Origin of the sequence: Vibrio sp. 1167 (assembly GCF_033340375.1) — a bacterium.
Classification (GTDB): Bacteria; Pseudomonadota; Gammaproteobacteria; order Enterobacterales; family Vibrionaceae; genus Vibrio; species Vibrio alginolyticus.
On record NZ_JAWOWK010000014.1, the window covers coordinates 44,435 to 65,197 of the forward strand.

Below are 20,763 nucleotides of genomic sequence, written 5' to 3' on the forward strand. Positions count from 1 at the left end.
ATTGCTCTCCGATTTCATTGTTGATAAACGGAACGCAATCACCCCAAAACGGGCAATTGCGCCCGTTAGGGGTAGGTTACTGTGCTAAGCACATTTCTTGATTGGTATTACATTTAAGTTTTGGTTTTGTCTATTCCTTTTGGACTGCCAAGTTAGCAAGTCAGAGGAAAGCTGCATTCCCAATATATCAAAGACAGAGTAAATGACTGACTGACCTAAAATTTCATGAGCGACAGTTTCAGATAGCCCGAAAACCTTTGCTTCTGGAATATTCTTAACTCGTGCATGTTCATTTTTTGTCAAAATCCGGCTCAATTCATTATTGGTCGAGTGTTGTAGAAATGGTTCGGTACTGCGGCACTTAGCGTACCCTCTACCTATTGTTCCTAAACAACTTTCGTAACCCGTAAGAATTTGACGAGCGAATCCTTTGCCAGCAGCTTTGTCTCTCTTTTCCTTATCCGCTAAATAACTAAACGTTTTCCAGCGAGGTGAATCAGGTTCAACATCTTCCAATATGTCATTAACTGAGTCCGGCTTAGGATAAAGTTGACCTTTAATCACCTTATCTATATCAAACGTATCTATCCCGTTTGATAACGCGACCACAACTAACCGATCCCTACTTTCCAAAGCTCCAAATTCTAGACCTGAGAAGATTCGCTCTTGGACTGTGTAGCCGAGGCTATCCAGTACGCTACGAATTACAGACATAGATGCGCTGGAAGAGTATTGGGGTACGTTTTCAATTAGAACTGCACTAGGATTCAACTGCACAATCATTTCTAGAGTGTAAAAGAACATACTGCCAGCTTCCGAGTGATCTTCAGCTTGCTTGAGTTTGTTCTTAGTGCGGCCACTTAACGATGCGCCGGTACAAGGCGTTGAAGCGTAAAGCAAATCGCATTCGTGCGCTTGTTTACTGCGTTGTACGTTTATCAGTTCTATTGGTGATTCAATAACAATTGAATCGCTATTCCATAACTCAGGGTTGTTTCGTAATGAGCTTTCCAAATAACGGCTTTCACGTTCCACTGCGATAGCCACTTTGGTTTTTACATTGTTGCGTTTAAATCCATGATGCATCGCGGCATCTAAGATTCCCCCACCATGAAACACCGAACAAACATCTAGTGGCTTACCAGACTCTAATTTGTCCAAAAGCCTCTGTTCACGCCTGTTCGCGTTCTCAGTTAAATGATGTTTTGAAACAACAATCTTTCCCTGTTTAATCAGAACTCTGACAGTTTCGCTTTCTTCGAACAGTTCAGCTAGAGCGTTAGCAGTAATATCAATTACTGGCAGTTCTTCACCACTTGTTCGATTTGTGCGCCGACTAATTTTGTATTTACCGGCTTCAGAAAGCTCGATGTGCAGTTGATTGTCAGTGATGCTCAAGTTGTACATCATGCCAGGTTTATAACCAGCGCAAGAGAGCTTTCTACCTTCGAGGAAGACGCGCTTGCGCCCACGATTTAAACCGATTTTTGTATTTACAATAGTTGCCATTTGATTTTCCTTCTCAATAAATAAGAAGGGACTACTCCCAATGGGGAGTAGTCCCCATTGGGTTTAATTGAATGGCTTATCAAGCCGCTTGAAGACTTTCAGCAAAGAGCTGAGCGACTTCGGGTATGTGTTTATCGCGTTTTATTCCATCGTGGGGCAATATTCCTTCTGCTATCCAATTGCAGATATAGACCCCTCGATTCCATGAATCAGTACCAACCAGAGCATCTAACGCCCCTTCTTTCGCAGAATATTTTCTGTGAGCAAGGACGTTGAGTGCTTCTGATCTTGAGTCATAGGTTTCATGATAACGCGCCCCGTTTTCTCCATAGAAGGACAACCGATAGGGTTTCTTGCCATACGTATCCGGTAAGAACGCTGCCACTTGCCCATCTTCAGTTATCGCTTCAAAAAAGCCATCGGGGTATTTATCTACAAGATATTGTGTTCGAGTTACACGCTCAAAATGGCGAGTAAAAAACTGCCAAGTTCGTTCTGGTAATTCGAGGTCACATAGTTTGATAGTGCAATTCTCACCGTACCGCTTAATGAACATGCGTTGGCGCTTCAGCCAGCGTTCAAAAGTGGTTTCGTGACAACCGTACTGTTCGACATCAAGAAAAAAGTCTTCGTGCTCATAGGTAAGAGTCCATTGTGACTTGTATTCTTGAAAGCTAACATCTCTAGGATTCATAGTGCTTCCTTAATCAGAAAAGGCGCACTATGCCCCTGCGGGCAAAGTACGCCCTTTGGGGTAGTTTTGATAGAGGCTAAATCAAGCCTCAGTTATCGGTGTTAGAACCATTCTTTTTTCATCGCAAGCGCCATCGCTAGGAACGGGGAACTACCTAGTAGGCAATATCCAAGTAAGACAATGAATTGCCTTACATCCCGTACAAACGCGCTCGGTTCTTCGAAAAATGATTTCCACTCATACGTGAATGCGGTAATTACCGGAAACAGCACAATTAGAACACCAAGAGTAAGCACTGACCAAAATACGATTGATCTAGCTTGAGGGTTATAACGAAATAACATAGTTGAAACTCCAAATGAAAGTATGAAGCGCACTATGCCCCCTGTTGGGCAAAGTACGCCCATAGGGGTTAAATCTGTATTTGACGCTCTCAGTCGTCTATACAGGGATTGTTAATCTACTAAATGGTAAGTGAAGTAGCTATGTGAACCATTTTGCCTGAGAACTCGCTGTACTTTGTGCCGACTCCATGAGTGTGACGCTAAAACACAGAAATATTCGTAGGTTATTTGGTTAGCAGTACAAGCAGGAAAAGACATGTAATCTCCCTCCAAACTATGAGCATTGTTCTAGAGTGAGTAAGAAGTCCACCGGATAACCGAATGATTCTTCAAACCACTTCAAAACTTCAAAGCGGTCATTTCCTTTATCAAAATGCGCCCAGCTTTGCTCGATCTCATCTTCATTGTTTACAGGTATATCCGCGAACTCTGAAAACAGATCTTGTACTGTTTGTAAATGCGTAGATTCTTTTGCGTATACGCATCCGGCGTTCATTTGCATGAACGAATGCACCTTTCTGTTTAGTTCAATGTTGACCTGAAAAGGTACTCCTTCAGCTACAACACCATACTTAACCAAAAGCTTACCAATATCAGTAACAAATTGGTCGCCGGAGAATGTGAATCTACGTGATTTGTACGTATAAAACGCCATGATATCAGGACGTTCTATCTTACAAATTTCAATTGAATATCGAATATTCTCATCCATTAGCGTTCCCCATTCATTCTGAGATACGTGGACTTCAACGGAGAAGTAAGAGTCCATATCATGAAGGTTAGAGGATGGCTTTCTGAAATGAGCAACGTAGCGATACGGGGATCGAGATTCGAAAGTGATTTGATGAAACATAGTAGAACTCCATATATTAAAAATGGAGCAACCCCCTGACGGGAATTGCTCCCGTCTAGGGTTTGTTTTGAACTTAGAAGAATGTAGCTTTCGTTGCAGATTGTTGTGTGCTCGACGTTGAAATATCGCTGAACTCAAAACTAAAATCTGCCTCGCTTAGTCCCAAATCTGACTCATCATAATCAGGTTCACCGAAACTAAAGTCTGCATCACCCAACCCAAACACATCGTCTGATTCAAAATCGACACTTGCAGGTTCTAAGGTTGACTCTAAGCTTGCAGGTTGTGGCTGCTCAACGGCTGGTTGAGTAGCGGCAACCGGTACTGGCTCGTTTTCTAAGTTGCTCATTAACGCTTGCAACCTATCTTCATCACTCATTTGATACAGTAAACCAGACAGTCTATGTACTTCATCAGTGTTGAGCTTACCAGTAATAGGCATGGCACTTTCTACTTGCTTAATCTTATTGACTAGCTTCAAAAAGCGACCATTTAGGAAAGCCAAACCTTGTACTTTCTCGCGGAGTTTCCGCAATGAAGCTACATTGGTTTGGTTCGGTTGAATTGCACCCGTTAAGCTATCAAGTAGCTTATTGGAGCTTTTCAAGATGTCTGCATCCAATGTCTCTCCCAAACTATCAACTTGATTTGATAGTCCAGCATCGACAGTAACGGCAGACTGTGCGGATTGAACTTTAAACATTGAGAAAGAGGCATTAATACGTTTCTCAACATCTGAAGTAGGAGTCAATGCTTTCACAAGAATACGCTCGTATTGAGGGAAATTCTTGATCCAGTCTTGTTGAATTGACTCATGCTTTTGAAGATAAGCAGTTTTCTCTAGCTCAAACTGACCAACGATTTTTGTTAGTCGTTTGGCTAGTTCATCTGCCTTATCTGAAGGTACTGCATATCCACCAAGGAACGGGATGCCGATGGTCAGGCAAGCTCGTTCCATTTGACGTTTCAAAGTATTGAATACTTTTAGAGCCTTGGGATCTGTAGTGTGTTTACTGCCGAGGTTAATGATCTCTTTTGGTGGAACTTCACCTTGTAGTGAGAGGTCATTTTCTGCCAGTTTTTTCCGTCCTGTCCATTGGTTAACGTTCAGTTGAACAGCAACAATGTCATTCAGAACAGAGGTAGGTTGTGTAGTCATAATGGTATCTCCAATTTTATGTATAAAAAAAGGACATACCATTCGCCCCAGGGCTAATTGATATGCCCTTTGGCGGTTTTCAAATTTAGATAAGAGTGCTTACGCTACTTCTTATCGTTGTTTCTTAGTGCTTTTTTGCTAGCTGCTTATCGCACCATTTCTCGATATTGGGTGCATACATTGTTAGCAACCCAATAGCGATAGCAATACCACTAATTATGTAGATAGCTGTCATTGCAGTTCTCCTTGATTAAGTGAACCTAAGTTTATGTTACTACCGATTAAGCTTTTCTGCTAATGCTACAACGAGTATACCGATTACAGTTAGCTTCAACACGTTGAAGTCTAAACCTTTCTCGATAGCGTACACGAATGCAGCAGTATAGGATGCAGTGCCAAGCAGTTTTAGTTGAACAGCTACCTCTTTTTTCCGCTTATGTGCGAAGTGCACAACAGCTTTTAGATACTTGATAAACAAGTAATAGATTAAATAAAAATCAAACATTTATACCTCTTTAAGTTTTTTGTACCAACAAGAGGCATATGTACCAACGGGACACATACCCCGTTGGGATTGATTTAATTACGCTTCAGGATCAAAGCTGCTACCAAATAGGGCTATCGCCCAGGTATTAATAGCTTCCTTTTCTTCAGCGTTAGAGCAACGATTCAGTAATGCACGATCAAGTGCATAGCTTAAAGCGCAAGGTGCTCCCATGTTTCGTTGGATTTGAATAGCCCAACGAATTAGTGTTCGAGTAGAAAAAGTGACACTTAGCTCAATGCTAGTATCTTCCTCTCCTTTAAACACGGTTCTTACTTTATTCGCTAATGCGACCATACGTTCACGAATGGTGTTCGGGATATTCGGAGCAATTTTGCCCAAGATATCCTTCTCAACATCTGCATCTGCATAGTCAACTTCAATAACGATAAATCGGTCTAGGAACGCGAGATTCTGACGCTGGACGCCAGCATACATCCCATCGCTACCTGAGCCATTTGAATTTGAAGTAGCAATCAAACGGAAATTTTCGTGTGGATACACTATTTCGCCGTTCTTTTGCGATAACACTAATGGTGAACCTTCTAGCACTCCATTTAGGTTTGCTAATTCAGCCGGATCGACAAGGTCAATTTCATTAAGAATGAGAATGTGACCTTCACGCATCGCTTTGGTTAACACACCATCCATCCAGACGGTTGAACCATTTTGAAGTGTCCATTGCCCTACCAAATCCATAAATTCGGTTGAGCCACCACAAGTGTAGTTTTGAACAGGGTAATGTAGCCGAGCGCAAACTTGTTCTGCCAATGATGTTTTGCCGCAGCCGGTTGGACCGACAATCAGTAACCCATCACCAAAAGAACAATCAATAAAGTTCACGACATCTCTTAACGTTTCCCGACGAAACACATACTCTTTTTTTAGCATCGGCACATTAGGGTGGTTACATGGTTCAAAACCTTTAACGCCCATACCTGTACCTTGAAAACCAAAAATTTCGAGTGGGTAAGTTTTTTCAATTAATTTAGCCATAGCTGCTTTCCTTCAAATAATAAAAAGGGCAACTACAGCTCCCCTACGGGCTGTGTTGCCCGTATTGGGTTGGATAATGTCAGATTCAGATCACAGTAGTTTTTCTACTGATAGCTGTTCTCTGATGTCTTCTGATACTAACAAAGTGACAAAGTCACCAAAGTAAGCGTCGAAGATGTTGACTGCACTGTAATAATTACCAGTCATCATACGTTTTTGAATTTTTTCTCCATCTAAACCAAGCTGAGCTGATAGCTTTCTAGCAAGATTTATTAGTTGAAAAACATTTCCTTGTTCACCCCGCAAATCTAGTGTGATTTGAGGTACTTTGGGTTTGAAAGGTACTTTGATCGCCATTATTCCACCTCGCTTTCTGTGTAGCTGAAAACGTATTGCGGATTAGCAACCTTGTACTCTCCAATCAAGTAATTATCTTGGTCACGTTCAAACGATGGCATGTCAGGGTTATAAACCTTTATGGCATGTACAATGCGTTTGTCGTTTTCGATAATGCGAACCTTTGGCAGAGTTTGTTCTAGTTTGTAACCATCAGGGTTGTCACTCGAAAATGAGAGAATTTTTACACCGTCAGGTTGGAACTCGAATTTTACTGTCCAAACGCTATCAATAAGCCGATCAACGGCAAGATATGTTTCACCGAAGTTAAACATACACTCTCCTTAGAAGTAGTGGTTTTGAGCTGATTTTTCGAAGAAGTTACCTGGTGCCAGCGGCTTAATTGGCGCTGTTATAGGTGTAGGTTCTTCAGGTTCGGTATGGGTTTCAACGTCACTTATAAGCGAGGACGGAACAGCTTGTTCTGCCGGAGTCACTGAAAGTGGTGTTGCTTCTTGCTTAGGCTGTTCTGCTTCAACTTTCGGTTGATATTGTTCAATTGGAACGTCAGCTTGATTGCTTGATTCTTCTTGAATGGTCACACGGAAGTAAGTAGAGCCTTTGTTACGGTGTTTTTCGATAAGTGAAGATGGAATAACCACATTCATCGTATCTTCAATTTCCGCTAGCAAGTTTTGGTAGTTCACATTACCGGTCTTATCGACACGGGTTGCGCGAATACCATCTTTATTGAAGGTTTGAACGTCACTTGGTATTTGTTCGGTGAAATACGATTCAAGCTGTTTAAGATCAGCTTTTACCGCATCGCATTGACGAACGAGTTCAGCATGACGCGCTGACTTTTCTTTGTACTGTTCTACTCTTTCTTGCCAAGAGTTATCCTGATTAGAAATTGGAGTGTCATAGACAACCTTATCTCGACCCTCGATCATCTCTGGAGGTGTGTTCGACTGAACTCGTTTCCAGAAATCAATCGCTGCTTTTTCTGCTTTTTTAATAAAAGCGTCATTGCGACGAATGCGAGTTGAAATAGGGCGTTTACCCCGCAAGTAGAAGTACAATCTACCAATGTCAGCTCCCGAACAGTTCAATTGCCACTGCACTTGCGCAGCGTACATTTGAAACGTTGGTGCTTGTCCTTGCATTGCTAAAATCTCGTTGTAGATTTTTTCGCAAGGACATTTGATTTCCAATACTTCTTTATCTGAGCCTAGTATGTATAAACCATCTAAAGATGCTCGGAAAAGGTGCTCATGGTCAGCTTCAACACACACTGGCATGTAAGGCTTACCATATTCGTTTTCAACGGCTTCACGCGCTTCGGGTTCTTGTTCTACACCCCTTTGCACATGGTAGTTTTTGGACAAATCATCCGGTTCTTTCAAGCCGACCAATTCTGCCCAAAGTTGGTAAGGTGTTTGATATGGAGATAACCCCATGATCACCGGAATCATTGAGGCTGTAATGCCTTGCTTCCGCCACTCAAACCACTTTTCACTACGTTGAACGATATCTACTACAGGCATAATGCCCTCCTTAAATTTTAAAAATATAAGGGTGCATCACGCCTATAAGGGCAGGATACGCCCTTATAGGGTTGGATAAATTTATTCAGCAAACTCTTTGTCGAACGCTTCGTTAAGAGTGCTTAATGCATACTCTAACGTTGCGCCATCATAGCGTTCTTTGAAACTATCTTTTGTTGTGTCCCATGCGCCGGTATCCACAGTAAATGACACCATCTGGTCAATCATATTGACATCCTTAGATGCCAACATGCCAAATTGTGTTTTTACAATGTCATCTTCACTAGATTGAAAATGGCTAGTTGCATTGGCTTGTTGAGTCGGTGTGTTTTCTTCATCAACAGGGACGTATTGAGCATCTTCAAAGGTATCAAAATCAGCTTGATTCAAGTCACTCATCAGTTCTGATTGTGCTTGAGGTTTTGGTAAAGGCTGAGTTTGTTCTTCGAACTCGATGGGCTGCTTTGTGGTTGCTTGGCTTTGGCTCTCTATGATTCGACTTGCTTCGTCTTCGTCATAAATACCCACGTAACCTAATGCTATACGAGCAGTTTGGATCATTGCCTTATGGCGCAACATGCGCTTTGTATGGCTTTTCCAAGGGTTGTTATAGTTTAAGCTTCGGAATACTTCATCGAGGTATTCCCGCACTATCGTTGGACGAGTTCTATCCTTGCGGTAAACGATGCATTCACACCACTCAGGACACTCTTTGGCATTAGGCATTGACACCTTTTCAGATGAAAACCTAAATTCTAACCCATCAAACTGAGGATGAGTGTTTATGATCCGTGACCATCCATCAACACCAACAATTGGAATTATTCCATTGTTTTGGTCGGGGAAAGCGTAGATCTCTTTAGTGAAAGGGTTCAAACCGTACTGGTCTGCCACAATCAAAAGAGCCATCATTTGTTCATTGGTAGGTGCATCGCCGTTGCGTTGCTTAAAGGCTGTAGATTTCAGTGTGTCCCAAAAACCTCTTGGATCTACACCAAACTTCTCAGCAATTTTCCCGACCAACTTCTTTTTGTTAGCATCTTCCTTTTGTGTACTTTGAGTTTGATTACTTGTTTGAGGATGTGTCATTTGTAACTCCAAAGACGGAGCTACACCCATAGGGACATAGCCCCATCGGGTTTGATTTAAAGAAAGCTAACCAAAAATTAGCCTCGTGCTACGACAACGTGACCATTTAGAACGTCTGTTGTCATTGGGTAATGGATACCTTTCTGTTTACGAGCGTAAGCAGGGATATTCATTAGTTCTGCGCCAGAGATTGCTTTTGCCTGGTTAGCATTTGCGATCCGCTGTTCTACTTCGTCTTTAGTCATACGAACGTTACGTTTGATTTGAGATGAAGAACGGTTAAGGAGCAGTTTGCCAATTCGAATAGCGGCATATGCAATAGTTACGGGAACTAAAACAAAAATTGCCATTGCTACGAATTGAGCTGCTGAATCTGAAACTTTATACATTGCAATAATGAATGCACATACAAGTACAGATGTTAGCGTTTGTTGAGTTGAGTTCATGATTTACTCCAATTTTAAATAAAAAAGGGTAAATCTATGCCCCACTTTGGGTAAAAGATTACCCTTGGGGTTTGATAGGATTCCACGTTAAGCGGAACTATTAGGTTATGTCTTAAAAGCAGATTTTGTGGTGTCGCTGCTTTCGCCGCTTGCGCGATCTATGACGATTCTCGTCCGACATCATACCGTTACCGGCAACCACTTTTTTGCCTCATAAAGAGGACTTGGTTTTGCTCCAAGTTGGAGCATTTAGTGAAAGTCCAAATAGGACTCTCGGCTAAAACTGAGTTAACAATATCATAGAGTAAAAAATTTCCAAATAAAAAAAGCGCACCTTTGGTGCGCTACTGTTCTTGCCAAATTTGTCATAACTATCAATTCATTGGACTTGAGGCGAAAGTAAGTTGAAGTATTTTTCAGACAGAATTAGCTCTTTGAAGTCGTCTATCCATGCTGTCTCATCATCACAATTAGCGGATTCCTGTAACCCTTGCCAGTACGCATTTATCACTTCAGGTTTAGAAATTACGCCGTACATAGAAACCATGAACGGGTAGATTTTTGATTCTGTCATCAGCTTTGCTAAGTTCTCTTTACTCATTGGTTCTCCGCAAGATTCATGTCGAATTGTCATAGCTCTTTCGGAAATTTCAGCGCAGCTCGGACACGAGGATTGTAGTGCTTGCAGCTTCATATCGTATGACTCAGAAGCGTTCGCCTTGAACCCCCACAGATAGAATCATAATAGCTGTTAGGCATACTGTTGAACCAAATTTCGTCATTGCGCGATCCATTAGTTAGTAAACTTGGCTTTTAATTGCTGTGCAGACCACCCGCCATGAGCACGTTCAGCTCCTATAAACACGGTTGGTGTACCAGTCACTTGTAATTGTGCACCTAAGCCTCTGACCTTCTCAATCTGCTTTCTAGCTGTTTCCATATGCGGTTGAAGCTTGTCTTTGTCGATACCGTAGTTTACTAAGATTTCGTCAATACCTTCACGAGTTAGTTTGCTGCCCATAAATGCATGGTGAATGTCGCCATATACTTCAGGTTTGTAGTAGAACACAGCCGTTGCCACCATCGCGGAATATGCAGATGTTGGCTGATTGGTGAAGATAGGATATTCCTTCACGATAACCTTGGCTTCAGGATCAATAGCAACGAATTCTTTTAGCGTTGGAGCCAAACGCTTACAGTACCCACAGTTATAGTCAACAAACTCAACCACTACATGCTTACCATTTGGATTGCCAATAAATGGATCGTTCTTGTCGTTGTATAAAGCATCCATAGAGGTTTCAACCTTTTTGGCTTCTTGGGCTTTGGTTGCTTGCTCTTGCTCAAAGCGATACTTAGCAAGGGATTTCACTACGACATCAGGGTTGTCCATAATATAGTTTTTAACGTCTTCAGCAGCGAACGAGGAAGGAGCCTGAAGCATATTGGTTTCAACATTGATCATTGCATCGGACAGCTTTGTTATAACTTCACTTTTTTCTTGTAGCGAGTTGTACAAAGTTACATTCGAAATGATTAATGCTAGGCATACACCACCTAGTCCGAGGTTGATTTTCTTCTGTTCCATTAAATATTGCTCCTGATCGATTAGTGCTTGGTAGACAAAACTTGGGAATTGGTCATTGTAAAGTCAGCTTGATTATTGTGTGACTTAACATTGTTAAGCGGATTTGACTGTTCTGGTAGCTTGCATAAGCTGAGTAAGAAATCAGTCACATCGCCTTTTGATTCGTGAAGGGTTTTTATGTTTTCGAATTGCTCTTTGCCTGAACACTGATCATTTGAAACTAGTTCAACGTTATCATTCAACTCAAAAGCAATAGATAGCGGGATATTTAGTTCGTTAGAATACTTTAGGATTTCGCCAATTTGATTGTTCAAATCATTGAATTTGTTATTTTTATCTAGTGTTGTCATTTAGGACTGTCCCCTTGTTTCTCTCTAATATCGAGTATATGAGGACAGTTAAAATTTCCTAAACGTGATTTATTCAAAAAGACTCATTTCACTGATAATTGGAGCTAGCTGCTCATCAAATGTGCTTAGGTAATGGTTGGTGCTGTTAAGGCTAGATTGACCTAAGAAGTCTCTGATTTTCTCGACAGTTACGCCTTTTTCAATCATTTTCTTAGCAAAGTATTTTCGCCACGAGTGAGTACCAAACGCATAGCCGAGCTTAAACTTTTCTTTTACTTTTGCGTGATGCCAGTTCGCACTTTGTACTGACATAGGGCGAGGAATGATAGTGCCATCGGGTTGCTTTAAGCTGCTTCTTGAATTGGCGAATAGAAGTTCGTCAGAACAACTTAGGTAGCGGCATTCTTCTACGATCTCTTTGATACCATCATTGATGTACACGCGCACAAGTGAGGCATTGTAAGCGGTGGCTCTATCTGTTCCTTCACGAGCAATCCGCATGTTGAAAGCTTTTTGTTGGCACAGGTCGAAATGTTTTTTCCACTGACCAAATTCATCAAAGAAGTCCGAAAACTCTAGCCAAGAAGCATCACTGTATCGCAGTCCTGTAAGCGCACTCATTGAGGCGGTAAGGCTTAGCAGTGGGCTGCGTTCATACAGTTCCTCAATAAGTGCTCTTGCTTCATCTGCACTCTTTGGCGGCTTCGTTGGCTCCTTTCGACGCTTTTTAGTGCCTTGCACCGTTAGCCCTAAATTGTCGTTGGATATATCAATTCTTTGATTAATTCGCTTTGGTTGGCTCACCTTGCTACCCCTTTGCACACAAGTTTCAAAGTTTTAATGAAACATTAAGTATGACATCACCTAATTGCTCATCTAGAATAATAAGATATTAACCTATGAAACGCACATCCAAAATGACCGACCAAATTGAGAATGACCTACTTGATTCGAAGAAACAGGATCAAAAAAGTGACACCGTCACCATACGAAAGCAGAGAAGTAGATTGTGGAGTGCGTTTTATGAAGATGAAAAGCAGTTTTATGCTTGGCTGTGTAAGAACGCAATAACTCTGCTCGATATCAACGCAAGTTCAGATATGTACGATGTTGAAGGTCAACCCGTTCCTTTTGGATATTCAATGCAGATTATGAAGGTTGGCGTTCGTTACCGTCCACCGAGATTTATAAGAAAAATCATCACTTTTAGGACGCTTGAGCTATTTGACGAATGTAAAGAGAGGCACAACGTTCTAACGGAACTTTATGATAAAGCAGTGTCTTTCATGAATGAGGATAGCAAAAAGCCACGATACCCTAATCGTTTCCCTGTGTTCCATGAGCGTGTAGCGCAAATAAATCACAGCCGCGACGATGCGTATAGTGCCAGGATTTTACCCGATGAAGGGCAATTTACTTTGTACACTGGCAGTGTGGATGCGGAGTTGAATGCAGATGTCCATTCTGCATTTAAAGCTCATGGGTTTGATTCAGTTGAAACGAACTATGACAAGTTTGGGGAGCTAATGACTATTCGTGTTGCTATTGATGAGTTACGCCAGTATTTAGAGTGTTCAGATTATAGTCGTGTTCATGTAAGACATTTTACCGGCTCACAGTACACTTGCCGGATTAGCTTTGATAACGGCGAAAGCAAGGCTGTCCGGTCTAAATTTGGTTTAATCGTGGTTCATCCTGATGATTGTCCTTCAATATATGCTACGCCGCCGAGAAAGAAACGGGCTGATAAACTTGAGTTGACCGCGAGACAGGTTGAGATGCCGGTTGATTTGGGGTTTCGAGTGTTCGTGACGGAGGGTTAGGTGCACTAATAGAAAAGGCGGGATTAGGGAGTCTTATCAGATGCCTGAGACAGCTCAAGGCACCATCGGGATTAGAGCCATCACAGATTAATACACAGGTGTTTTTATGAGGGATTTGGTCATTTCGAATGATATTTCTTCCATTGGAAGAAGGTCAGTTAGCGCCAACTCTTGTACATCCATCGCCCTAACCCGTTTCATGTCCCCTATTCGGCGTTCGATCGTCCTAATATCAGCCTTGATATCAGCGACAGCATCATAGTTTTCAAGAAGCTTTGCTAATTCATAATCACACCTTTTAGTAGCGTGGTCGAAATGTAACAAAGCACACTCACATTGGCTTCTTTGCAGAAGTTCTATTCGAACGCATTTAATAGCGGCAGTCTTATTCGAGCAAAGAATCAGAACATGCCCTTCGGCACCAAAGCTCTCTAAATCGAGTGGTTGGCATGTTACGAGAACACCAGATTGACCAAGGTTTTCGACGCAGATAGCAGCGTAGTTATAATGATTGTCCGGCATTATCCCTGTCATGCTGTTTTTCCGTTGTTTATGTATCTGATTCGACTGTATCTTACGTTCAACTATTTCCTAAATACACTTAACAAAGTTTAGCTATTGCACCTGTAGGGCAGGTTCAGCGTGTAAACAAATACCTTGTTCTCCCCTGACTTCTGCGAAGTACATCGATCTGATTTATGTCTATCTGGAAGGGTTCAGCTTTCTTACCGCTGACCAAAGAGAGGTACTTGATCTTGAATATGACCTGAATGCAGAACGCATGTAGAGCTGTAGAGCTGATGTCCTCTACCGTTAATTCAAAATGCCCAAGAGGTTCATCTAGCTCAATGTTTTGGTAAAACACTTGCTCTAGCTTTTCCATGATGATCCCTGCCGAACCGCAGCATGGTTCGTATATTTTCAGGTTGCCAGGTTTAGAGAATGAAGCGTCTTTATGTGGTATATCCTGGTCGCTTTGAAGTAATTTAGATATGAGATAACCGACTTCAGGAGGCGTAGGATAGTAGCCTTGGTGTTTCGCATCTCCTTTGCAGAACTCTGAAAGAATGAACGCCAGCGGATCACTTACACCACTGTACATAAGGTTAGCGAGGATGTGACTAAGTGGTTTTGCTACCTCTATAAACTCATCCTCTTGCACTTCGCGTTCCGTAGGTTGATACAGTCCAGTGCATTCATACGCCCACTGTGCCACAAACAATTGTACCGCCTTGCTCACATCATAACGGTAGCGCCACTTTTCAATTAAATTGAAAGCTTTCTTATATTCCGACTGGATCTTCATGCCAATGCCTTTTTATATGTAATAAGCTAATAACTTATTACATATAAATTATTTCCAAAGATCTGTGAGAGGAATATGGAGTTACACTCTTAGCGTACAATATTTTCCGAATCGTCGAGTGACCCCAATAAGGGGGTTTGTGCCCATTTCAGCGAAAAGTTCAATGTAAGCTGCTAGCCCTTTATTTATAAGGGCTAGCAGAGATAGCTTGTTTTTAAATAGGGGTTCTATGCCGGAACCGCCGTTTTTTCTGATTTGAGAAAAACAGACGTCCGATAGACCACCGCTAAACGGACACTCTCAAGCGTGATTCAATCAGGCTTCTATCGTTGATTCTTACGTCTCATATGACTAGTACGATTTAATTCTCATTAAAGGCCCCTTATTCGTTTGCAATTACAAGCAACAAAGGGCTTAATCACGAGGATTTCCGTTCTTAACGGAAATTTCGGCGGTTACGGCGTGGAACTCCAAATACTTCTCTTAAGCCACCAGTTCGATCATGCTATCCTCTCTCCAAGGCTCTAAGTTCTCAAGCAGTTTCTCTAGAACAATATTTTCTTTCTGAATACCAAAGGTGTAATTACCGGCAAGTTGGATATGACGCCATGCGACTGGAGATAAACCCGCTATCAGATTCACCACGTCCTGATTACCTTCTTGCTCAAACTTCTCAATCAGATTGGATAGTAAGGCCGAGTTATAATAAATGATGCAGTCAGAACAAGCCCCAGAACTGATTAACTCAATCAACGCTCATGGTCTATTCATCGCTGAGATGAAAGAGTGGAATGCTAAATCGAATCAAGCTCATATTTTAGTCCATCCTGCTTAAATCTTTTCATTCTAAACCAAGTGGTCGCTCGCCTGATTTTCAGGGAGCACTATCTGTTGTGATATCACAACCTTTACTGTTTTCCTGAATTGATACTATTGAGCAAGTCTCGAAAGACAAAGATTGAAACTAACATTTGCCCCATTATAAGACAGAGTAAATACTCATTCATATCCTGTTAATTGGGTTTTGCCTTACTAAAAGTAATCCATTCTTCTAATGCTATTCGTTGTTAATCCTCGTGTTGTATTACGGGGGCTCTTAAGTTGTCAACATCGTACACAGAACCACCATGTTGTATTTATTCAACATGGTGCATTTAGAAAGAACGTCTTCCCCCAACGGTATCCTTAAACCTTGCTCGAGGAGCTTTGCCATCCATCGTCCATTTAAGGTTCGCAGGTATAAATTGACTTGAATCGGGAGTTTGCCAACTTGCTTCACCGTTTTTTCTGGCGTCCAATTGATGGTTGGTACGTTATCTTCGGTTTCGCCGAAGGTGAAGAAATGAGCGAACATACTGCAGCAGTGTCAGCGATTGCACAAATACTCGAAGGAGAATGTACGTTCACGTTAGAAGAAGAGGCGAAGGAACTAAAAGCTGGCGCTTGGTTGTTGATGGACGCGCATTTGCCTCACAGCATTATCGCGAAAACGCCATTGAAGCTGATGCTGTACCTGTTGCGCGAGCCTAAGTAACACGCAGTATTGAAATACAAATCAATGTAAATTCAGCCCCAACCAAGTGTTGGGGCTTTTGCGTTTATTGCTGGCGGTACTTATCTGACGAAGTTCTGCAATCCTGCCACGCTGGCAAAGTTATAGAGAATAAAGCCCGATGCCACCATGGTGACTGCTAACACGAGGTTAAGCGTATTGCTCAAGTTGGCATTGGGTTTGGCGCTGTGATTTTTCATTTGGCGTTGAATCGTTAAAGCGTTGAACACCAATATCGAGTTGGTCATTGCCGTTCCTAAAGCCATCACGAATGTCGCGACCATGCCCCACATTAAGCTGCCTAGCATGTTAGAGAGAAACAGAACTAACACCGCCCCAGTACAAGGGCGGAAGCCGATGAGTAGCAGTGCTTTCCATGAAATATTGTCATTAGAACCTGCGGAATCATCATCTTCTTGAGATCGTGTTTGCTTGATGCGGCGCTTGGCCACCGACGCAAACTCTTTCAGCGCCAATAAAACAATAAACACCGCACAACCTTGCGTCAGCAGACGAACATTATCGGAAAGGCTGAAAGCAAACTGCTCTAATCTTGGCAGTAATCACGAAAAGAATGCACGCGCTCGCGGCTTGTAGGGCGGCAATAATCGCCATTAACACAAGTGCTTGTCGGCGACGGTAGCCATGAATCAAGCTCATTGACGTCACTGCCGTTTTACCGTGTCCAGGGGCAACCGAATGCAGTAAACCATACAGAAAGCTGAAGCCCAACAAGTACAACAGTTGCCCTTGGCTGATGAGCATCAGGTATTCACTGATATACCGTAGTTAATCATTTTAGCTTTGTGAAGAAAAAAATGGATTCCTTTGGAATCCATTGAGTTGACTAATTGCGATTCTTTATTTTGTCTTTGGTAAGGAGTAATACTATTCTCTATACATGCCGTACACACAAGTCACGATGTACTTAATAAACGTTACGAAAAAAGCAGATTTATCTGCCTTAATAGACAATACATCCTTAAGTTACTATATAACAATAACATCGGAGCACTTTGTGTTGTTAGAATTGGTAATCAGCCACAAGACCGAATGTACGAGGTCCGCCCATTTCGATAAGATCATTCTTATGGCGAAGAACGTAATCTTCATCTGTTGCATTCTTAATGTAGGCCCGAATGGTGAGATCATTCATGGCATAACCTGCATTGAGATTCAATATGGTGTAGTCGCCTGCTGACGTACTTCGGGTGTTGGCGAGATCTGTAAAGTAATCCGTTACGTGATTAACACGAGCACCAAAGAAAATGCCCGAATCTAGCTGTTGGGTGAAGCCAAGACCAGCCGACACTTCAGGTGCATAACTGAACTCATTCCCATTTAAGTTTTCAACAGTACCGCTTGGTCCTTCGGTGATTTCTGTTTTTAACAAGCCTACAAATGCGAATACGTCCAGACCTGAGTCAAACCAGTAATTGGTTTCAACTTCAGTACCGTATGTTTTTCCTTTAGGGATGTTTGCTATGTAATTGTCGAAACGATTTCCACTGTCACCATACACGACCGTTTGATAGTTTTCATAGTCGTTGTAGAAGACATTTGCAGTCAAACCAAGTCTATTTTCAAGGAAAGTTGAACGGGAACTTAGCTCATAAGTCCAGACTTCTTCCTGCTCAAACACAAAGACCTGTTGTTGGTACTCGTTGTATCCAAGTCCGCCAGCGTTGTATCCTTTACGAGCAGTAAGTCCAAGCATTGAATTGTCTGATACATTTAAAGTTACACCGACTTTTGGTAGCAAAATACCGTTACTTTCATCAGCATTGAAATCGAGTGGGAACCTTGCGTGGTCAAAATCACGCTTCAGCTCATCTTTTTCGTAACGAGCGCCAAGTAGCAAGCCCCAACGGTTATTGAGCTGGACTTTTGAATCGAAGTAAATTGAGTTGGTCAGAACTTTATCTTTACGCTTCATCGAGTCTGTTTGCGTATCCTGATCTTTGTAAAAACTGCTTACCCCGACAATGGCATTGTATTTGTCATCTAACGAGTTATAAGATAGCTTCGCTTCTGCGGTGTAGTTTTTTTCATCAACATCACCCCACCAGTCCGTACGAGGATAAGCTTTGAATTTCGTATTATAGTCTCGGCGCGCAAGCAATACATCAAGGGTTAATTCATCATTGATTAAGTAATTTATGTCAAAATTTGCATTCCAGCTTTCGGTTGTTTGACGTCGAGTACCGTTTTCATCAATGTATTCAAACTTACCTTTTTCAGAAACCAGATTTGTATATTGACCTTCTTCATTACGGCTAGCCAATGTTAGTTTTAGCGTAAGCTTATCGTTAGACATCGGTTTGAATAACAGCTTACCTCTCACATTATAGGATTCAACTTCAGAAGGGTCCCATGGATATTGGTCATTATCGGGCAGCGAGTAATCAATTGGTGTATTACCCTTTGTGCCCTCGGCGGCTAATCGAAATGCGAGCTTTTCAGACACGATTGGGGCAGAAACAACACCAGCTAAGTGATATTTGTCATCTTCGTTTTCGTAGCCACCACGAACTTTACTTTCAAAGTGGAACGTTGGATCTTTGGTTTTGATGACCACCGCGCCGCCAATACTATTTCGGCCTTGGTTGGTTGATTGAGGGCCTTTATAAATCTCTACTTGTTCTGTATCCCACAATCCGGCTTTACCAAAGGCTTCACCAGTCCATGACTCTGACACGCCATCAACGGTTGTATTCACCCTTGGTGTCGCTCCTGTCATGAAGGAAAGGAAGCCTTCACCAGGCCCACGACCATCGACACCTCGAATATGTGGAATACCAGAAGGGGCATTCAGTACATTCGGGACGCGATCGAGTAGATCGTAGTATGTTTGATCTTCGCCATTGTCTGCTTCATCAGTAAAAACGGTGACTGAGCTTGTGTTCTCAGCAAGTGTACCACCGAGTTTTTCACCAAGTACCACAATGGTTTCTAGGGTTGTTAGGGTTTCTTGGCCTTTCTTAGTATTGCTGTTGTTCACTTGCTCTGCTGAAAGAGTGGTGCTGGCTCCAAGGCAAATTACACCAATGAGCATGGCAAGTTTAGTCTTGCCAGTATTAGTGATGGTGATGCCACTGTTTAAATCCATGGGCTTCATGACCTGAGTATTCCTTAATAAAAAAAGAAGAAAACATTTGATGTTGTAACAACATTTATGTAAAAAAGTGTTGCATCAATAATACTAATGATAATTATTATTATTTACAACAATGATGATATAAGTTTGTGCTATCTCATTACTAGAAGATATGCATGAAGTATCGACGTACAAGTTGGATTTGTGATGGATATAAAGGTTTTTCGAATAATAGAAAATAAGAATATCAATAGTGTTTTAAGTGGTTTGCTTGAAGATAATGAAGAAGTAGGAGCCCCATGTTGGTGGAACGAGGTGCAGACAAAAGGAACACCTTTTATCCTTTCCCAAGATAATACAAGCGTTGAGCTGCTATTTCTTTGGCGAAACACGGATGACAGTGTTAAGGAAATATACATTGATATCAATGGTATTACTGATCATCACAGCTTTGATATGGCAAGGCTTACTCATGTCAAAGGAACGGATGTTTGGTTTTATAAGGCAAGGGTAAACAGTACGTGGCGTGGGAGCTACACGTTTATTCCAGTGACACATGAACGCGTCCAACCAGCGTACCACGGAACATACCAAGAGAAACGCACCAAGCATCGGGAGTGGTTGAGAACCATTTTTCCTCTTAGTGTTCGCGATGATTTAAGTAAAAACAATTTGTCAGCCTGCGAATGGGGACGTTCGAAAACGCCGCTATCTATGCCAAAGGCAGTATCGCAAAGTGCTTGGTCAAGGTTCGATACAAAAAATGGCAATGTTCAGGCAGGAGCGGGCATGCAGCTGGCTTGGACTAGCCAGTGTTTAGGTAATGAGCGCTATGTTTGGTTGTATTCGACAGCCAGCGCTGACCAAATGGCTGAACTGCCATTGGTTTTAGTCTTAGATGGTCAATTTTGGTCTCAATCCATGCCTCTGTTCAGTGCGCTGACCGATGCGACGAGCAGCGGTCAGCTTCCACCTGCCTTGTATGTCTTCATTGATGAAATCAATGGAGCGCTGCGTAGTGAAGAATTCAGTTGCAACCCTTTGTTTTGGCAGGCTATCACTCAAGAACTGCTGCCGTTGGTTGGTCATTATTTCCCAATTACTAATGAGGCTAATCGTACGGCTGTTGTTGGGCAAAGCCTTGGTGGTTTGAGTGCGATGTATGCCGGATTGAACCATCCGGACCGTTTTGGTGCGGTTGTTTGTCAGTCGGGTTCATTCTGGTGGCCTGATTTTTCGTTAGTGAAGCCACCTAGTGAATATTCTCCTCTTCAAACAAGCGAACCTTTAACTCAAATGAGTCAATTGGTTCATTCTGGCCTTGGTTCTAACGTAAAGCTAAGTGTTTTTATGGAAGTTGGGTTAGGGGAAGACATCATGGTGGACTTGAGCCAAGACCTGTACCAGCAACTTAAGCAACAAAACCATCGGTTATCGTTTCGCACCTTTGATGGTGGACATGAACGCCTGTGTTGGCGCGGAGGCATCATTGATGGGTTGTCATATGTTTTTAATTTTGAATCCTGATTT

24 protein-coding genes and 3 pseudogenes are annotated in these 20,763 nt (G+C 42.1%); 4 read left to right on the top strand and 23 right to left on the bottom strand.

Features of this window, described 5'->3' with window-relative positions; genetic code table 11:
* Positions 1 to 84: 84 nt before the first annotated feature.
* From R7Z78_RS20830 to R7Z78_RS20905, 16 genes and pseudogenes are all read right to left on the bottom strand, one after another.
* Positions 85 to 1,509: a DNA cytosine methyltransferase gene (locus R7Z78_RS20830; RefSeq protein WP_140301907.1), complete on the bottom strand. Its 1,425-nt coding sequence runs from the start codon at positions 1,507 to 1,509 to the stop codon at positions 85 to 87.
* Between the two features lie 79 nt (positions 1,510 to 1,588).
* On the bottom strand, positions 1,589 to 2,203 hold the full coding sequence (locus R7Z78_RS20835) for a hypothetical protein (RefSeq protein ID WP_140301908.1): 615 nt from the start codon (positions 2,201 to 2,203) through the stop codon (positions 1,589 to 1,591).
* Positions 2,204 to 2,304: 101 nt separating this feature from the next.
* Positions 2,305 to 2,547 carry a hypothetical protein gene (locus R7Z78_RS20840; RefSeq protein ID WP_025624725.1) on the bottom strand — a complete coding sequence of 81 codons (243 nt, stop codon included), beginning with the start codon at positions 2,545 to 2,547 and terminating at the stop codon, positions 2,305 to 2,307.
* Between the two features lie 274 nt (positions 2,548 to 2,821).
* Complete coding sequence (locus R7Z78_RS20845) at positions 2,822 to 3,400, bottom strand: hypothetical protein (protein ID WP_212733965.1); 579 nt, start codon at positions 3,398 to 3,400, stop codon at positions 2,822 to 2,824.
* A gap of 73 nt (positions 3,401 to 3,473) precedes the next feature.
* Positions 3,474 to 4,559 (bottom strand): DUF3150 domain-containing protein, encoded by a 1,086-nt coding sequence (locus R7Z78_RS20850; RefSeq protein ID WP_169643962.1) that lies wholly within the window; start codon positions 4,557 to 4,559, stop codon positions 3,474 to 3,476.
* A gap of 274 nt (positions 4,560 to 4,833) precedes the next feature.
* Positions 4,834 to 5,064 carry a hypothetical protein gene (locus R7Z78_RS20855; RefSeq protein ID WP_169643965.1) on the bottom strand — a complete coding sequence of 77 codons (231 nt, stop codon included), beginning with the start codon at positions 5,062 to 5,064 and terminating at the stop codon, positions 4,834 to 4,836.
* A 78-nt stretch (positions 5,065 to 5,142) separates the two neighbouring features.
* Positions 5,143 to 6,099 (bottom strand): AAA family ATPase, encoded by a 957-nt coding sequence (locus R7Z78_RS20860; protein ID WP_140301910.1) that lies wholly within the window; start codon positions 6,097 to 6,099, stop codon positions 5,143 to 5,145.
* A 90-nt stretch (positions 6,100 to 6,189) separates the two neighbouring features.
* Positions 6,190 to 6,456: a hypothetical protein gene (locus R7Z78_RS20865; RefSeq protein WP_140301911.1), complete on the bottom strand. Its 267-nt coding sequence runs from the start codon at positions 6,454 to 6,456 to the stop codon at positions 6,190 to 6,192.
* A complete protein-coding gene (locus R7Z78_RS20870) occupies positions 6,456 to 6,770 on the bottom strand; it encodes a hypothetical protein (protein ID WP_140301912.1) in 315 nt (104 codons plus the stop codon). Before R7Z78_RS20870 ends, R7Z78_RS20865 begins: the two co-directional genes overlap by 1 nt.
* A 9-nt stretch (positions 6,771 to 6,779) precedes the next feature.
* Complete coding sequence (locus tag R7Z78_RS20875; protein WP_140301913.1) at positions 6,780 to 7,982, bottom strand: lambda-exonuclease family protein; 1,203 nt, start codon at positions 7,980 to 7,982, stop codon at positions 6,780 to 6,782.
* Positions 7,983 to 8,408: 426 nt separating this feature from the next.
* Positions 8,409 to 9,071: pseudogene (bet, locus tag R7Z78_RS20880) on the bottom strand (phage recombination protein Bet); the annotation flags it as partial.
* A gap of 77 nt (positions 9,072 to 9,148) precedes the next feature.
* On the bottom strand, positions 9,149 to 9,517 hold the full coding sequence (locus R7Z78_RS20885) for a hypothetical protein (RefSeq protein WP_025624714.1): 369 nt from the start codon (positions 9,515 to 9,517) through the stop codon (positions 9,149 to 9,151).
* A 379-nt stretch (positions 9,518 to 9,896) separates the two neighbouring features.
* Entirely contained in the window at positions 9,897 to 10,118 is a 222-nt protein-coding gene (locus R7Z78_RS20890; RefSeq protein ID WP_140301915.1) for a hypothetical protein, read from the bottom strand.
* A 192-nt stretch (positions 10,119 to 10,310) separates the two neighbouring features.
* Positions 10,311 to 11,105, bottom strand: a complete 795-nt coding sequence (locus R7Z78_RS20895) for a DsbA family protein (protein WP_140301916.1) — start codon at positions 11,103 to 11,105, stop codon at positions 10,311 to 10,313.
* A 20-nt stretch (positions 11,106 to 11,125) separates the two neighbouring features.
* Positions 11,126 to 11,455: a hypothetical protein gene (locus tag R7Z78_RS20900; RefSeq protein ID WP_025624802.1), complete on the bottom strand. Its 330-nt coding sequence runs from the start codon at positions 11,453 to 11,455 to the stop codon at positions 11,126 to 11,128.
* Between the two features lie 69 nt (positions 11,456 to 11,524).
* On the bottom strand, positions 11,525 to 12,259 hold the full coding sequence (locus R7Z78_RS20905) for a tyrosine-type recombinase/integrase (protein WP_025624801.1): 735 nt from the start codon (positions 12,257 to 12,259) through the stop codon (positions 11,525 to 11,527).
* Positions 12,260 to 12,354: 95 nt separating this feature from the next.
* On the opposite strand from R7Z78_RS20905, the gene R7Z78_RS20910 reads away from it, so the two are divergent.
* Positions 12,355 to 13,278 carry a hypothetical protein gene (locus tag R7Z78_RS20910; RefSeq protein WP_140301918.1) on the top strand — a complete coding sequence of 308 codons (924 nt, stop codon included), beginning with the start codon at positions 12,355 to 12,357 and terminating at the stop codon, positions 13,276 to 13,278.
* An 87-nt stretch (positions 13,279 to 13,365) separates the two neighbouring features.
* On the opposite strand, the gene R7Z78_RS20915 is transcribed toward R7Z78_RS20910, so the two are convergent.
* From R7Z78_RS20915 to R7Z78_RS20925, 3 genes are all read right to left on the bottom strand, one after another.
* A complete protein-coding gene (locus R7Z78_RS20915; protein ID WP_140301919.1) occupies positions 13,366 to 13,812 on the bottom strand; it encodes a hypothetical protein in 447 nt (148 codons plus the stop codon).
* A 103-nt stretch (positions 13,813 to 13,915) separates the two neighbouring features.
* On the bottom strand, positions 13,916 to 14,584 hold the full coding sequence (locus R7Z78_RS20920) for an N-6 DNA methylase (RefSeq protein ID WP_140301920.1): 669 nt from the start codon (positions 14,582 to 14,584) through the stop codon (positions 13,916 to 13,918).
* 483 nt (positions 14,585 to 15,067) lie between these two features.
* Positions 15,068 to 15,337 (bottom strand): transposase, encoded by a 270-nt coding sequence (locus R7Z78_RS20925; RefSeq protein WP_257977359.1) that lies wholly within the window; start codon positions 15,335 to 15,337, stop codon positions 15,068 to 15,070.
* Between R7Z78_RS20925 and R7Z78_RS20930 the strand changes: the two are divergent.
* Positions 15,294 to 15,419 (top strand): annotated as a pseudogene (locus tag R7Z78_RS20930) (hypothetical protein); the annotation flags it as partial. The gene R7Z78_RS20925 and the pseudogene R7Z78_RS20930 sit on opposite strands and share 44 nt — an antisense overlap.
* 261 nt (positions 15,420 to 15,680) lie before the next feature.
* Here R7Z78_RS20930 and R7Z78_RS20935 read toward each other — a convergent pair.
* Positions 15,681 to 15,938, bottom strand: a complete 258-nt coding sequence (locus R7Z78_RS20935; protein ID WP_212733966.1) for a hypothetical protein — start codon at positions 15,936 to 15,938, stop codon at positions 15,681 to 15,683.
* Here R7Z78_RS20935 and R7Z78_RS20940 point away from each other — a divergent pair.
* A pseudogene (locus R7Z78_RS20940) lies at positions 15,897 to 16,118 on the top strand (cupin domain-containing protein); the annotation flags it as partial. The gene R7Z78_RS20935 and the pseudogene R7Z78_RS20940 sit on opposite strands and share 42 nt — an antisense overlap.
* Before the next feature lie 80 nt (positions 16,119 to 16,198).
* On the opposite strand, the gene R7Z78_RS20945 reads toward R7Z78_RS20940, so the two are convergent.
* The 3 genes from R7Z78_RS20945 to R7Z78_RS20955 all read right to left on the bottom strand — a co-directional run bounded on the left by R7Z78_RS20945 (position 16,199) and on the right by R7Z78_RS20955 (position 19,254).
* Complete coding sequence (locus R7Z78_RS20945; RefSeq protein ID WP_257977360.1) at positions 16,199 to 16,627, bottom strand: hypothetical protein; 429 nt, start codon at positions 16,625 to 16,627, stop codon at positions 16,199 to 16,201.
* Between the two features lie 28 nt (positions 16,628 to 16,655).
* Complete coding sequence (locus R7Z78_RS20950) at positions 16,656 to 16,901, bottom strand: hypothetical protein (RefSeq protein ID WP_257977361.1); 246 nt, start codon at positions 16,899 to 16,901, stop codon at positions 16,656 to 16,658.
* Between the two features lie 259 nt (positions 16,902 to 17,160).
* On the bottom strand, positions 17,161 to 19,254 hold the full coding sequence (locus R7Z78_RS20955; protein WP_140301922.1) for a TonB-dependent receptor: 2,094 nt from the start codon (positions 19,252 to 19,254) through the stop codon (positions 17,161 to 17,163).
* 186 nt (positions 19,255 to 19,440) lie between these two features.
* On the opposite strand from R7Z78_RS20955, the gene fes reads away from it, so the two are divergent.
* Positions 19,441 to 20,760 (top strand): enterochelin esterase, encoded by a 1,320-nt coding sequence (gene fes, locus R7Z78_RS20960; RefSeq protein WP_169643967.1) that lies wholly within the window; start codon positions 19,441 to 19,443, stop codon positions 20,758 to 20,760.
* Positions 20,761 to 20,763 lie beyond the last annotated feature (3 nt).